Here is a 13,352-nt window from a genome sequence, read left to right as displayed (position 1 = left end):
TTGGCTCCGATTCTCCGCAAGTCCCTCCGGGTCGGGCGGGGCACCGGACCCGGAGAGCACCGTCTGCAAGCCCGGGGACAAGACAGGCCGGACGGGATCTTTTTCCATGTGCCGCCGGCAATGGCGGCACATGATGATTTCAAAGCAGCATCAGTTGCTCGGTTGCCTTGGCCGCGACGACGAACTGATCGGTCCTGAGCGACCGCCGCTCGGCGTTGAGGCCAAGCCGTTTGGCGGCGATCTCAAAACGCCGGCCGATCTGCCAGGCATAGGGGCCGGCGCCTTTCATGCGCTTGCCCCAATCCGAATCGTAATCCTTACCGTCGCGCATCGAGCGGATCAGCGACATGACGTGGCGGTAACGGTCCGGATAATGGCGCAGCAGCCAATCCTTGAAGATCGGCGCTACTTCCAGCGGCAGGCGCAGCACGACGTAGCCAGCCTCGCGCGCGCCTGCTGCACGTGCCGAATCGAGGATGCGTTCCATCTCCTGATCGGTCAGGCCGGGGATGATCGGAGCGACCATGACCGAGGTCGGAATGCCGGCATCCGAAAGTTGCCTGATCGCCTCCAGCCGCTTGGTCGGCGTCGACGCGCGTGGCTCCATCGTGCGAGCCAGCATGCGGTCGAGCGTCGTCACCGACAGCGCCACCTTGGCCAGCCCGCGTTCGGCCATGCGCGACAGAATGTCGATGTCGCGCGTCACCAGCGCGGATTTGGTGACGATGCCGACCGGGTGGCCGCGCGCCTCCAGCACTTCGAGGATCTCGCGCATGATCCGGTACTGCTTCTCTATCGGCTGGTAGGGATCGGTGTTGGTGCCGATGGCAATGGTGCGCGGCTGATAGCCGTCCTTCGATAGTTCCTTGTCGAGCAGCCGCGCCGCATCCGGCTTGGCGAACAGCTTCGATTCGAAATCCAGCCCCGGCGACAGGCCCATGAAGCTGTGCGTCGGCCGGGCGAAGCAATAGACGCAGCCATGCTCGCAGCCGCGATAGGGGTTGATCGAGCGGTCGAAGGAAATGTCGGGCGATTCGTTACGGGTGATGATGGTGCGCGGCTTCTCGACCTGCACCTCGGTCTTGAAGGGCGGCAGCTCCTCCAGCGAATTCCAGCCATCGTCGAACACATGCCGGCTGATCGGTTCGAACCGGCCGGATGGATTGATGCCGGCGGACCGGCCTCGATTGCGGTCCGGACGGATACGGACGCCGCTCTGCTCGATCATTGCATTGGCCATCTCGGCTCTTCCAGCCCCGAAGGCGGCAATGTCTGCACGTACGATCTGTTCCATTTTCGCCCTCTCCCAAGGACTGTCGGCTGGCTGTCGAATCGCTCTGTTCATGAAAATAATCCTATTTTGCCGATGAGAACAAATCAAGAACTTTTTTTATGATGCGACGCAAAAACTGGCGCTGTGCTCGGCTTTCCTCTATTCGGCTAATGATGCTCAGCGTTCTCATCCAGACCATGAATGACGAAGGAGACTTGCCCGCACGCTCGCCTCGCTGATCGGCGGCGCGGTCGAGGGCGTGGTGCGCGATGTCGTCGTCTGCGACGCCGGCTCGGCCGATCAGACGCACCGCGTTGCCGAACATGCCGGCTGCCTTTTTGTGGCGAGCGGCGGCATTGCTGCCGGTATCAGGCAGGCAAAGGGCGACTGGCTGCTGCTGCTGGAACCGGGCGCGCGCCTGGCGGAGGGCTGGATCGACGAGGTCGTCGCCCATACATCAAGGCAAACCATGCCGGCGCGGTTCTCGCGGGCGCGCGGCAGCCGCGTGCCGTTCCTGTCGCGGGTCTTTTCGGGAAACCGGGCACTGGCCGAAGGGCTGGTGATCAGCAAGCGTCAGGCCGCAGCCCTGTCGAAGAACGCCCGCAGCACCGAAGCCATCGCGCGCGGCCTTGCGACCAAGCGGCTCGACGCCGAGATCTGGGTGGCGCCGGCGAAATGAGGGGCCTTCCTCTGCCGTAGCTTGCTGGGTTAGGCGGCGCGCAGCTGTGGGCGGAAGCGGCTTGGTAGAGGCTCTATTGCAGCGACCCTCCTGGGAGGAATGCATACGCTTGTCGCCGTGCGGGAAACTCGCGATACTCCGGCAACATTTTCGGGGAGCCTGCAGATGAATGTATCTAAATTCGTTCGTATCGCCTTGCTGGCGGCCGCTTGGTCAGTGCCGGAAATCGCGTCGGCGCAGGATCCGTCCCTTTGGTCGGTTTATGAGAACACGCTCAAATCGGCCAAGTACATCGATCTGACCCACGCCTTCGAGCCGGCGCAGCCTGTATGGCCGGGCTTCGCCAATGCCAAGTTCAAACCGACTGTCGCCGGTCGGGACATCGAGGGCTACGTCAAGGCCGGCGAAGAGTTCACTTACGACAAGCATGGGTTCGTCGCGACCGCCTACGAGTTAACGACAGACCAATATGGTACGCAGCTCGATCCGCCCTCCCACTGGAACCCGCTCGGCGCAACGATCAGCGACCTGCCGGCCACTTACGCCGTGCGGCCGCTCGTCGTGATCGACATTAGCGGCAAGGTGCAGACTGACGAAGGCTATCATCTACAGCTAGCCGACATCGAAGAGTGGGAAAAGGAGCACGGCCGCATACCGGAGGGTTCGGTCGTCTTCGTGCGTTCGGATTGGTACAAAAAATGGTCTGATGCCGCCCGCTTCAACCAGAAGCCGTTTCCAGGCGTCAGTTTGGACGCACTGAAGTTCCTGCATCTGGAGCGGAAGATTCTGTTTCATGGTCATGAGCCGCTCGACACCGACACCACGCCCAATCTCGAAGGCGAACATTGGCTGCTTCACAACGATTTCACCCAGGCAGAAGGCGTTGCAAACCTCGACAAGGTGCCAGAGGCCGGGGCGTTGGTGACGATCGGCTTTGCCAAGCCGCTCGGCGGGTCAGGCGGATATGCGCGTTACATCGCCATTGCACCCGCCGACTGGACGGAGGGCGTTTCGGTCACCGAAGCGCCTGGTGTGCCGCTTTCCCGGCAAACCGCGCCGCTCAAGCGCGACGAGAACGGCGTCTTCCGTCCGACGCCCTGATCGCTGGCGATATCGGGAGGCCGGGCAGACGATCAGTCCCGCCGGCGCTCGCGAAAACGTGACTGTCCCGACGATAGCTATCATAATCGCCAGCGCTATCGTGGCATGAGCGCGCCAGCCCTGCCACGGGAGACAGCCATGCTCCGCCTATGTGCCGCCGTTCTGCTGCCCCTGGCATTCTGGCCGCTCGCCGCTTCGGCCCAGGAAGAGCCGCCGCCGTCGAGATGCGTTGCGATCGCGCAAGCGCTGCCGTCGGCCACCTATGCCAGCTTCACAGCGCCAAAGGCGCAGCAGCCTATGCTGGCCGAGGCCTTCGAATATGTGCTGCGCGGTTGGAATCCGGACGGCGGTCCGGCGCGCCACGCCCTTGTCGTGGATGACGTCTACATCCGCAACGTGCCGACGGATATCCGCAATGGCGGCGATCTCGGCAAGTACGGCAACTCCATCTTCATCTTCGAAGTGGCGGGGCTCTGCATCGGCCATCTCGGCCATCTGCACCACCGGCTGGAGGACGCGCATTACGGCGCCATCGGCCGGCTCGACGTCCTTATGGTGCCTATCGACGGCGGCATGACGCTATCGCTCGACCGGATGACCGAAATCACCACGCGGCTCTATTCGTCGATGATCTTGCCGATGCATCGCCATTCGACCCCGATCAGTGAGTTCACAGGCAGGATGGGCGACGATTTCGCGGTGGAATTCCTCTCCGGCCGGTCGCTGACTGTCTCGCTGAAGACGCTGCCCGACCGGCCGACGATTGTCATCCTCGAAGGGGTTTGATCGCTTCGTCCCGAGCTTCTCCGCCGCGTGCAACCTCTTCGTTCCACTCGCTCAAAACAAGTATTGACGCTTGTCTTCAGCAGGCAGCCTTTAGCTGCCTCTCCATTCCGCAGGCCGACAGGACCTACGAGGGCGTGCCATTCTGGTTGTTGCGGCCATCGCTAAAATTGGTATTGTGTTGGTATTATCGCTATGGGTCCCAGGCGTGACATTCCTCGAATTTTTTGCTGCTGCGCAGAGCAAGGGAAGTGATGCGCCGGTCTATAGGCGTCTGCAGACAGCCCTGGTCGATGCGGTCGCCTCGGGCACTTTGAAACCGGGGGCCGTTCTTCCGCCCGAACGCGAGCTTGCCCTTGAACTTGGCATCTCACGGGTGACCGTCCGTAGAGCGATGGCTGAACTTGTGCGGCAAGGCCTGATTACCCCGCGACATGGCAGTGGAACATATGTTTCCGGGGCGCGCGAGCGCGTCGTGCAAAGCTTGAGCCGACTTTATTCCTTCTCCGAAGACATGACGTCGCGCGGACGGACGCCAGGTACGCTGTGGCTGGAGCGGGACCTTAGCGTGGCGAATGCCGACGAGGCGAGGCGGCTCGAAATGCCCAATGGCGGGTCTATCGTTCGAATGTGCCGGCTGCGGCTGGCGGACAAAGAGCCCATTGCGCTGGAAACCTCATTGATTCCGGCTGCTATCTTGCCCGACCCGAAGCAGATCGAAGACTCCCTCTACCAGACATTGCGGGATATTGGTCATGTTCCAGTCAAGGCCGTTCAGCGTTTCTCAGCGATCAACCTCGACGAAAAGAGCGCCCGCCTTCTCAAGGCACCGACGGGCGCTGCGGCCCTCGACATCTATCGGATAACCCGAAGGGAAGATGGCGTCGTCGTTGAATCCAGTCGGTCGATTTTTCGTGGCGACGCCTACGATTTCGTTGCTGAACTCGGGCTGGGCAGATGAAGCATGGTAGGTACCGGACCGATCCCGGCGCCACCAGCGAACTCTTTCATGAGACAAGTGCGCACTGATGTCCGGGCACGATTGAATCTGCACCGAGGCGACCGTGGAGCAGGCAGCATTGCGTGCCATCAGGGATAAGACCAATTCATGACCGGTTATTTTCTTGGCATCGACGCGGGCTCGTCCGTAACCAAAGTCGCGGTATTCGACGAAAAAGGCCAACAGCTCGGCATGGGATTTCGTCGCATCCGTTTGCAAAGACCCTATCCGGGTTGGTCGGAACTCGATCCCGCCCTTGCATGGAGCGCGGTGAGCGAGGCGATCCGTGCAGCTCTCGATGATGCCGGCATCGCGGGAAACGACATTGCCGCCGTGGGCCTGTCGGCAGCCATGGTCGGGGCATGGCTGGTCGATGACACCGGCAGTGCCTTGCGTCCCGGCATCATTTGGGAGGACAGCCGGGCGCAGGATTTGCTGGAACGGCGGACGGCCGACGTGCCGGATTTCTATCAAAGGATTTTCCAGTCCGATGGCTGCGTATTACAGCAGGGCTGTACGTTGCCGCTCCTTGCTTGGCTGCGAGCGTATGAGCCAGATGTGCTGGACAGGGCGGCCCATGTTTTCGGCTATAAGGATTTCCTGCGCCTGAAACTGACCGGACAGGTAGCCGCCGATCGGACGGAAGCGGCAGTGGCACCAGGCAGCGCGCGGCAGCGCGACCACAGCCCCGAAATGCTTGCATTGTTCGAAGTCGCCGACCTGGCGCACAAGCTGCCGCCGGTAGCAGATTCCGAAACCATAGGCGGCTTCGTCACGGCCACCGCAGCTACTGCCACCGGCCTGAGGGAAGGAACGCCGGTGGCGATCGGCGCCGGCGATGTCCCGGCGACTGTCATCGGCGCCAGCGCGCTCGAAAGCGGGATGGCGATGGCCGTTCTCGGTACGACCTGTATGGTCGGCATCGTCTCCGATCAGCCCGTATTCACGCCACCCAATCTGGGCCTGCTTTTTACCCTGCCCGGCGAGAACTGGTTCCGCGCGATGGTCAACGTGGCCGGCACGCTCAACCTTGACTGGGCTATCGAAACGCTGTTGCCCGACATAGCCGGGGAGCCCGATCTCTACGCGCGGATGGAGGCGATGATCGCCCCGCTACCTATCGGCAATGACGGCGTGACCTATCTGCCATATCTCAGCGAGAGCGGCATCATTGCGCCAGTGGTTGACCACGAGGCGCGTGCCGGATTTTACGGTCTCGCACCCCGACACGGGCGGCCTCATATGATCCGGGCCGTCTATGAGGGGGTGACGCTGGCGATGCGCGATCTGTACCAAAGTCTGGAAGGCACCAGCGGCAAAATCCTGCTGACCGGCGGCGGAGCGCGCAGCCTGATGTGGACCCAGATGATCGCCGACGCGCTCGGCATCACTGTTCTCGTCCCGGCCGGGACCGAATTTGGTGCCAGGGGAGCAGCTCTCCTCGCGGCGACAGCCATTGGACAGTTCGGTTCGATCCGCGAAGCCTCGACGGCGAGCCGGCAGATACAGCGCCGCCATGAGCCGGACGGTTCCATGAAGCCGGCCTGGGACCGCGCCTTCGCTAATTATCGCGCCCGCCGCGACAGCAGCTTGCGCAGATAGCCGGAAAAGCTCTACACAGTTGTTTCGGGTGGTACATACCACGAGAAATTCTGGTTAAACCTGTCCATGCCTTCGATCATCGCCGCAGATGATGTGCCGCTTTATCAACGCATCGCGAGCTCGTTCGCAGCGCAGATCGCATCCGGTGCGCTGAAGGTCGGCGAAAGATTGCCGTCGGAGCGGCAGATGGCCGTGGACCTCGGCGCGAGCCGAATGACTGCTCGCCAGGCGCTTAAGCTTCTCGAGCGGCGCGGCTTGGTAGAGACGCGCACCGGCCGAGGCGCCTTTGTTGCCCATCCGCACATCGAACAGCAGCTCAGTACTTTGAGCGGCTTTACCGAGGAGATGCATCGCGGCGGCCGAATGGCTTCCAGTATCGTGCTGGATGCAGGCGTCGGCGCGGCGGATCGGGAAGCGGCGACGGCACTTGGCATTGCCGAGCATGCGCCGGTCCATCGCCTCGTTCGCGTGCGTCTGGCGGATGCCGAACCCGTTGGTCTCGAGCGCACCGAAATCCCGGCGGCGCTGGCGCCGAAACTGCTGGAACGCGCGGATTTCAGCACGGATTCGCTCTATCGCGTGCTGCGAGAGGACTATGGCCTCTACCCCAGCGAAGCCGAGCAGAAGCTCTGGTCCGCGCATCCGGATGCGGCCAGCGCTGCGTCACTTGGTATTTCGCTGCAGAGCCCGGTTCTCTTTCTCACCCGCCGCACGCTCGACGCGACGGGCCGTCCGATCGAATACGTCCGGGCGGTCTATCGCGGCGACTGCTTCGTGATGCGTGTTAATCTGACGCTCGGAACAGACAAATGACCAAAACGCCGACTGCCGCCGCTTATCTGGCCGACCTCACCACTCGTATCGGTCGTCTATACGACGACAACGCCGAAGCGATCGCGCTCGCCGCCGCCGCCGTCGAGCGCACGGCCAAGGCTGATGGGCTGGTCTATGTTTTTGGCACCGGGCACAGCCACACCATGGCCGAAGAGGCGCATTTCCGGGCCGGTGGACTGGCGCTGACCGTGCCGATCCTCGCCGCCACGACCATGGTGCATGAAGGTGCGGTCGCGGGCACTGTATTCGAGCGAATGTCGGGCATAGTCGCGCCCATATTCGCCCGCTATCCGATCGGCCCAAACGATGTGCTGATCGTCGTGTCCAACAGCGGCGTCAATACGGCCACCGTAGAGGCTGCGCTGATCGGCAAGACAATCGGAGCGACCGTTGTCGCGATCACCTCGGAAGCGTATTCGAAGGCTGCTGCCCAAGGGCGGACGCGGCTCGCCGACGTCGCCGACATCGTCCTCGACAACGGTGCGCCTCCTGGCGACGCCACCATCGACCTGCCGGGGAGCAAATTGCGTGCCGGCCCGGTGTCAACCTCGATCGGGGCGGCGCTGATGAACGCCGTCTTCGTCGAAGCAGCTGCGCGTCTGCAGTCGGCCGGCGGCGCCGCACCCATTTATCTCAGCGCCAACATGCCGGGCGCCAAGGAGGTCAACGAGGCGCTGATCGATCGCTATCGGCCGCGCAATCCGCATCTTTGAGAATTCCAAGACACAGGGATTCCGGGACTCAAGGGGAGTTCTCGGAGCAACGGGAGGAAACGATGATGGGCCCTACGAGATTTCTGACGATCGCCGGCTTCGCCGCTACACTTCTTGCCGGCACCGCCTATGCCGAGCCGGTAGACCTGACGGTCTGGCATATGGAGCAGCCGCCGCACCGCGTGCAGCGCATGAAGGAACTGCTCGACGAATTCAACGCCGCTCATCCCGATATCCAGGTCAAGCAGGAGCCGCAAAGCTGGGGCGAGGTCTACGCTAAGGCACCGGCGGCCTTCGCTGCCGGAAACGGTCCGGACCTTCTCTTTACCATTCCCGATTTCACGACCGTCCTGAAAGGCATCAATGTCGTCGTGCCGGTCGACGACCTGGTCAAGGACCTCGACAGCAAGCATGGCTTCGTCGAGGCGACGCTCGCGCCCTATAAATACGACGACCATGTTTGGGCCGTGCCAGCCTACAACATGGCGATCTCGCTATGGTACCGCAACAGCGTGCTGAAGGCGGCAGGCGTCGAGGTGCCGAAGACCTGGAGCGAGTGGCAGGCGGCTGCCGAGAAGCTCAGCACCGATGGCAAATCCGGCATCGGTCTTCCGGCCAACAAGCAGCTCTATACGGACCAGACCGTCTACAGCTTCATGGTCAACAGCGGTGCCGGCGATCTCTACAACGACGACGGCTCGATTGCCTTCGACAAGCCGGAAACTGTCAAAGCCTACGATTTCTACAGCAAGCTCGCCAAGTTTTCGCCAGCCGACAACAGCACGTGGACCTGGGGGGAGGCGGAAGCCTGCTTTGCAAACAGCAGCTGCGGCATGATCTTGCAATTCGGTGTCATCAATACCTACGAAACGCAGGCCGAAGGCGACGCCGCCGATCTCGGCGTGGCGCCTGTTCCGCATGCCGACGACGAGAGCGCGTCGGCGACCATCTCCTATTCGAACGCCATCATGCTGACGACAAAGGATGAGGCGAAGCAGAATGCCGCCAAGGTGTTTCTCACCTGGTTGCTTGAACCTGCAAATTACGGTCGCTTCCTCACAATGGAGCCAGGCCTGTTTCTGCCGGTGACCAATGACGGCGCCAAGGCGGAATCATTCTGGAGCGACAAGACCGTGACCAAATACAAGTCCCAGGTCGAAACCATGATCGCCAATTCGCAAACCGGCAAACTCTTCGGCTTTACCACCGGCAAGGTGTTTCCGTCGATCGGCGCCATCTCGGCTCAGAACGTGATCGCCGAGACCTTGCAGCGCGTTGTTGTCGACGGTCAGAGCGCCGCCGATGCCGCAAGGCCGGGCAGGCGCGTATGTCCGAAATCGCCGCCAAATAGCGGGCATGCCGGGGAACGCTCATGAAGAACACGACGCTCGCTTTTGCGTTCGTTTCGCCGGCGCTCCTCTTCCTGCTGGCGGTCCTCGGCTGGCCGCTCGTTCAAGCCGCCATCCTGAGCTTTCAGGATGTCGGCGTGATCGGCTCTGAAGGCCACTTCATTGGGCTCGGCAACTATGCGACGATCCTCGGCGACGCCGGCTTCTGGCGTGCGCTCGGCCGCAGTGTCGTCTGGGTGCTGTCCAACGCGCTGGTGCAGACTTTGTTGGCGCTGGCAGCGGCGCTTATCCTCAATCAAAAATTTCCCGGCGTCCGGATCGCTCGCACCTGGATAATTCTGACATGGATTGTGCCGACCGTGGTGGTCGTCATCATCTGGCGGTGGCTGCTTTCCCCTTCTGGCGGCATGATCAATCCTCTTTTGATCCAGGCCGGCGTGATCGAGCGTCCGGTTGGTTTCTTCGCCACGCGCGAAGGCGCCATGACCACGCTGATCATGATCAATTCCTGGCGCTGGTTTCCATTCACCACACTGATGATGCTGGCTGGCCTGACGCGCATTCCGGGCGATCTCTACGAGGCGGCGCGGATTGATGGCGCTGGCACGTTCCAGCGTTTCAAGCGCATCACCTGGCCGTTGCTGCAACCGACGCTGATGGTGCTCGGCGTCGTCGGCACGCTTCTGTCCTTCAACGTCTTCGATGTGATCTGGCTGCTCACCGCGGGTGGCCCGTCCGGCGCAACCCAGACGTTGCCTGTGCTCATCTATGAAACCGCCTTCAAGGGCTATCGCTTGAGCGAAGCTGCGACGATTTCTGTTCTCACCAGCATCCTCCTGATGGGATTTGCCTTTTTGACGACACGAGCCATGACGGCGGCGGAGGCGGATCGATGAGGCGTACTTTCGGCCAGTCACTTTCGCTCTATGGCGGCGTTTTGGTCATTGCTCTTGCAATCGGTCTGCCGTTCTGGTGGGTGTTGACCGGCTCCATCAAATTGCCGAAGGAAATCATCCAGCGTGTGCCAACGATGGTGCCGCACAGCTTTACCCTTCAACATTTCGAAAAGCTGCTGCAGGCTTCGGATTTCCCGATTTATCTGTTCAACAGCATGGTTGTGGCGCTGTTTTCCACGGCCTTCACGGTGTTGCTCGCCTTGCCTGCCGCCTACGCCTTTTTTCGCATGGAGTTTCCCGGCCGCAACGCGCTCTACAAGACGATCCTCCTCGCCTACGCCTTCCCCGGCGTGGTGGTGCTGATCCCGCTCTACGGCCTGTTCGCGAAGGTCGGGCTGATCGACAGTCCGGTGGCGCTGGTTATCGTCAACGTCGCCTTCGCATTGCCGTTTTCGATCTGGATGATGCGTTCATTCCTGGCGACCGTTCCGCGCGAGATCGAGGAGGCCGCGATCGTCGATGGTGCACCCACCACCACCATCCTGGTCAGGATCCTGATGCCGTTGATTGCGCCGGGCATCGCCAGCGTCGCTATCTTCGCGTTCATCTCGTCCTGGACGGAGTTCCTGTTCGCCTCGGTATTGATCGTGTCGGATGTCAGGCGCACCATTCCGGTCGGCTTTGCCGGCATCATCGGCCAGTACCAGATCGACTGGGGCCTGCTGCTTGCCGGCGCCACGGCTGCCATCATTCCGGTCGTCGCACTCTTCGCCCTTGTCGGCCGCTGGTTCGTCGCCGGCCTCACCGACGGCGCCGTGAAGTAGGCTCGAGGGAAGAACTATGGCGGGTCTATCACTTCAGTCGGTCAAGAAGCGCTTTGGCGAAACGGAGGTCATCGGCGGTGTCGATCTTGACGTCGCCGATGGTGAATTTGTCGTCTTTGTCGGCCCCTCCGGCTGCGGCAAATCAACGCTTCTGCGTATGATCGCCGGGCTGGAAAGAACGTCCGACGGCCGTATCCTGATCGGCGGGCGCGACGTCACCGACGAGGATCCAGCCAAGCGCGGTATCGCCATGGTGTTCCAAACCTATGCGCTCTACCCGCACATGACTGTGGCAACCAACATGGGGTTTCCGTTGGAGATGACCAGACGCCCCAAGGAGGAGATCGACCGCAAGGTGGCGGAGGCGGCGAAGATACTGCATCTGGAGGCCTATCTCGGGCGTAAGCCACGCGAGCTTTCCGGCGGCCAACGCCAACGCGTTGCCATCGGCCGCGCGATCGTTCGCCAGCCGGGCGTCTTCCTGTTCGATGAGCCGCTGTCGAACCTCGACGCCGAACTGCGTGTGCAGATGCGCATCGAGATCGCTCGGCTGCATCAGGAACTGGGCACGACCATGATCTACGTCACGCATGACCAGATCGAGGCAATGACGCTGGCCGGCCGTATCGTTGTGCTGCGGGCCGGTCGCATCGAGCAGGTCGGCGCCCCGCTGGAGCTTTATGAGGACCCCGACAACAGTTTCGTGGCAGGCTTCATCGGCTCGCCACGCATGAATTTCGTGCCGGCCACGGTAACGGCTGTCGAAGACGGACGGGCTGTGGTCGCGGCGCCGGAGGCGGGTCTCACCGGCATGGCCGTTACCACACGCGGCCAGCCGCCGAAACTGGGCACATCTGTCAGTCTCGGCATTCGTCCGGAGCATTTCGTGCCCGCCAAAGGCGCGGCTGGAACGCTTTCTGGCAAGATCTCCCTTGTCGAGCGCCTGGGCGGCGTCACCTATGGCCATGTTTTGCTCGCTAGCGGCTCGATGATAACCGTTGAAAGCCGCGAAGCGGATCGTTTCGAAATCGGCAAAACAGAAATTTTCGGACTCCAGCGCGCATATTTGTTCGGCGCCGACGGCATTCGATTGTAAAATGTGGGCGCTGGGTGAGTTGATGGGGCGAGCATAATTCCCCAGAGAAATTACCAGTCTCTCTTTCTATTGTGCATTGCACAAAATCTGTCCTCGGGTTACCATTCTTTCGTCGCGGGCGGATGGGCTTGGGTAATGCCGGAGCGGTGAGCGGCCGACGCTTTGTCGACGCTGCCCTCATAGCTGAGGATACCGATGACCTTTTCAAGCCCTGACAAGTCTGGCGCTGCAAGCCTCGAGTCGATCGCTCGAAACGGCAGCCTGCTGCGCCGCATTGCCGTGCGGATTCCGACCTATCTGTCGGACCTTCGCGAGAATCCGGCATGGCTGCCGATGTTCATGCTGGCGCGCACCATGCCGGCGCGGCGGCTGCATTGGCGTGGCGCAAAACCGGTTCGACCGGCGCAAAAATCCCAGGAAACGATGTTCACCGGCGTTGATCGTGATGCGGCTGTTGGCGGGCTCCGTTCGGACGGTCTCTTTTCCGGGCTTGCCCTGCCATCGTCAATCCACGAAGAGATCGCCAGCTTTGCGCAGCGCACGCCTTGCTTCGGCAATTTCGACCGTCGGCTGGAGTTCATGCCGGCCGAGCATGCCGACGCCGAGAAGCACTTCGGCCGTCCCTTGCTCAGCGGGCACTTTTTCGAGCGGATCCTCGACTGTAATGCCGCGCTTACCGTGCAGCGCGACCCGCTGCTTCTCGACATCGCCGCCCATTATCTCGGCAGCCAGGCGAAGCTGATCACCACGCGCGTCTGGTGGAGCTTTCCGACGAGCTCCGTCTCCGACGCCGAGAAGAACCTGGCGTCGCTTGGCAAATACCACTTCGATCTCGACGATTGGCGGATGCTGAAATTCTTCTTCTATCTCAATCCGGTCGATGCCGAGACCGGTCCGCATGTCTATGTCCGCGGCAGCCACAATCGCCGCAGCCTCAGGCACCAGATGACACTCCTTGTCGGCCATCCGGCAGAAGAGGTTCTGAAGGTCTACGGCGCGCAGAGCCCGATTACGCTGACCGGCGAGGCGGGTTCGGGTTTTGTCGAGGATCCCTTCGGCTTCCACATGGGCACCGTGCCGACGCGCAAGCCGAGGCTGATGATGGAAGTGGGCTTTGGCGTATCGCCGCCCTCGCGCCGGCGGTTCCATGGCGAGCCCGTCATCCGCTGATCTTTGGCGCTCATTTTGGGAAAGCCCAGAAG

Annotated in this window: 12 protein-coding genes and 1 pseudogene; 12 read left to right on the top strand and 1 reads right to left on the bottom strand. The window is 61.8% G+C overall.

Going from position 1 to position 13,352, the window contains the following annotated elements:
- Nucleotides 1-139 precede the first annotated feature (139 nt).
- Nucleotides 140-1,294 (bottom strand): PA0069 family radical SAM protein, encoded by a 1,155-nt coding sequence (locus E5W87_RS22280; protein WP_292402308.1) that lies wholly within the window; start codon nucleotides 1,292-1,294, stop codon nucleotides 140-142.
- Nucleotides 1,295-1,446: 152 nt separating this feature from the next.
- Between E5W87_RS22280 and E5W87_RS22275 the strand changes: the two are divergent.
- The 12 genes and pseudogenes from E5W87_RS22275 to E5W87_RS22220 all read left to right on the top strand — a co-directional run bounded on the left by E5W87_RS22275 (nucleotide 1,447) and on the right by E5W87_RS22220 (nucleotide 13,320).
- Nucleotides 1,447-1,952, top strand: a pseudogene (locus tag E5W87_RS22275) (glycosyltransferase).
- Nucleotides 1,953-2,117: 165 nt separating this feature from the next.
- The gene (locus tag E5W87_RS22270; protein ID WP_292402305.1) at nucleotides 2,118-3,053 is read left to right on the top strand and encodes a cyclase family protein; all 936 of its coding nucleotides are present in this window, start codon (nucleotides 2,118-2,120) and stop codon (nucleotides 3,051-3,053) included.
- A 138-nt stretch (nucleotides 3,054-3,191) separates the two neighbouring features.
- Complete coding sequence (locus E5W87_RS22265; RefSeq protein ID WP_292402303.1) at nucleotides 3,192-3,839, top strand: MBL fold metallo-hydrolase; 648 nt, start codon at nucleotides 3,192-3,194, stop codon at nucleotides 3,837-3,839.
- 205 nt (nucleotides 3,840-4,044) lie between these two features.
- Nucleotides 4,045-4,797, top strand: coding sequence for a GntR family transcriptional regulator (locus E5W87_RS22260; RefSeq protein WP_292402300.1), 753 nt, complete (start codon nucleotides 4,045-4,047; stop codon nucleotides 4,795-4,797).
- A 147-nt stretch (nucleotides 4,798-4,944) separates the two neighbouring features.
- Nucleotides 4,945-6,438, top strand: a complete 1,494-nt coding sequence (locus E5W87_RS22255; protein ID WP_292402297.1) for an FGGY-family carbohydrate kinase — start codon at nucleotides 4,945-4,947, stop codon at nucleotides 6,436-6,438.
- A gap of 66 nt (nucleotides 6,439-6,504) precedes the next feature.
- Nucleotides 6,505-7,251 (top strand): GntR family transcriptional regulator, encoded by a 747-nt coding sequence (locus E5W87_RS22250; RefSeq protein WP_292402294.1) that lies wholly within the window; start codon nucleotides 6,505-6,507, stop codon nucleotides 7,249-7,251.
- Entirely contained in the window at nucleotides 7,248-7,985 is a 738-nt protein-coding gene (locus E5W87_RS22245; protein ID WP_128284385.1) for an SIS domain-containing protein, read from the top strand. The genes E5W87_RS22250 and E5W87_RS22245 overlap by 4 nt, the downstream gene beginning before the upstream one ends.
- A gap of 62 nt (nucleotides 7,986-8,047) precedes the next feature.
- Nucleotides 8,048-9,361: an ABC transporter substrate-binding protein gene (locus E5W87_RS22240; RefSeq protein ID WP_292402290.1), complete on the top strand. Its 1,314-nt coding sequence runs from the start codon at nucleotides 8,048-8,050 to the stop codon at nucleotides 9,359-9,361.
- Nucleotides 9,358-10,230 (top strand): carbohydrate ABC transporter permease, encoded by an 873-nt coding sequence (locus E5W87_RS22235; protein ID WP_292402287.1) that lies wholly within the window; start codon nucleotides 9,358-9,360, stop codon nucleotides 10,228-10,230. Before E5W87_RS22240 ends, E5W87_RS22235 begins: the two co-directional genes overlap by 4 nt.
- Nucleotides 10,227-11,054 (top strand): carbohydrate ABC transporter permease, encoded by an 828-nt coding sequence (locus E5W87_RS22230; RefSeq protein ID WP_292402284.1) that lies wholly within the window; start codon nucleotides 10,227-10,229, stop codon nucleotides 11,052-11,054. Before E5W87_RS22235 ends, E5W87_RS22230 begins: the two co-directional genes overlap by 4 nt.
- A 16-nt stretch (nucleotides 11,055-11,070) precedes the next feature.
- Nucleotides 11,071-12,150 carry an ABC transporter ATP-binding protein gene (locus E5W87_RS22225; RefSeq protein WP_292402279.1) on the top strand — a complete coding sequence of 360 codons (1,080 nt, stop codon included), beginning with the start codon at nucleotides 11,071-11,073 and terminating at the stop codon, nucleotides 12,148-12,150.
- Between the two features lie 195 nt (nucleotides 12,151-12,345).
- A complete protein-coding gene (locus tag E5W87_RS22220) occupies nucleotides 12,346-13,320 on the top strand; it encodes a hypothetical protein (RefSeq protein WP_292402275.1) in 975 nt (324 codons plus the stop codon).
- Nucleotides 13,321-13,352: the final 32 nt, after the last annotated feature.

The sequence above is a fragment of the Mesorhizobium sp. genome (assembly GCF_004962925.1).
GTDB lineage: Bacteria > Pseudomonadota > Alphaproteobacteria > Rhizobiales > Rhizobiaceae > Mesorhizobium.
Note: the sequence above shows the minus strand (reverse complement) of the source record. Positions and strands in the feature narration are given on the sequence as shown.

Excerpts from the sequence above, each read along its gene's own strand:
- E5W87_RS22280 (WP_292402308.1), bottom strand. The coding sequence starts at position 1,294 with ATGGAACAGATCGTACGTGCAGACATTGCCGCCTTCGGGGCTGGAAGA.
- E5W87_RS22270 (WP_292402305.1), top strand. The coding sequence starts at position 2,118 with ATGAATGTATCTAAATTCGTTCGTATCGCCTTGCTGGCGGCCGCTTGG.
- E5W87_RS22265 (WP_292402303.1), top strand. The coding sequence starts at position 3,192 with ATGCTCCGCCTATGTGCCGCCGTTCTGCTGCCCCTGGCATTCTGGCCG.
- E5W87_RS22255 (WP_292402297.1), top strand. The coding sequence starts at position 4,945 with ATGACCGGTTATTTTCTTGGCATCGACGCGGGCTCGTCCGTAACCAAA.
- E5W87_RS22250 (WP_292402294.1), top strand. The coding sequence starts at position 6,505 with ATGCCTTCGATCATCGCCGCAGATGATGTGCCGCTTTATCAACGCATC.
- E5W87_RS22245 (WP_128284385.1), top strand. The coding sequence starts at position 7,248 with ATGACCAAAACGCCGACTGCCGCCGCTTATCTGGCCGACCTCACCACT.
- E5W87_RS22240 (WP_292402290.1), top strand. The coding sequence starts at position 8,048 with ATGATGGGCCCTACGAGATTTCTGACGATCGCCGGCTTCGCCGCTACA.
- E5W87_RS22235 (WP_292402287.1), top strand. The coding sequence starts at position 9,358 with ATGAAGAACACGACGCTCGCTTTTGCGTTCGTTTCGCCGGCGCTCCTC.
- E5W87_RS22230 (WP_292402284.1), top strand. The coding sequence starts at position 10,227 with ATGAGGCGTACTTTCGGCCAGTCACTTTCGCTCTATGGCGGCGTTTTG.
- E5W87_RS22225 (WP_292402279.1), top strand. The coding sequence starts at position 11,071 with ATGGCGGGTCTATCACTTCAGTCGGTCAAGAAGCGCTTTGGCGAAACG.
- E5W87_RS22220 (WP_292402275.1), top strand. The coding sequence starts at position 12,346 with ATGACCTTTTCAAGCCCTGACAAGTCTGGCGCTGCAAGCCTCGAGTCG.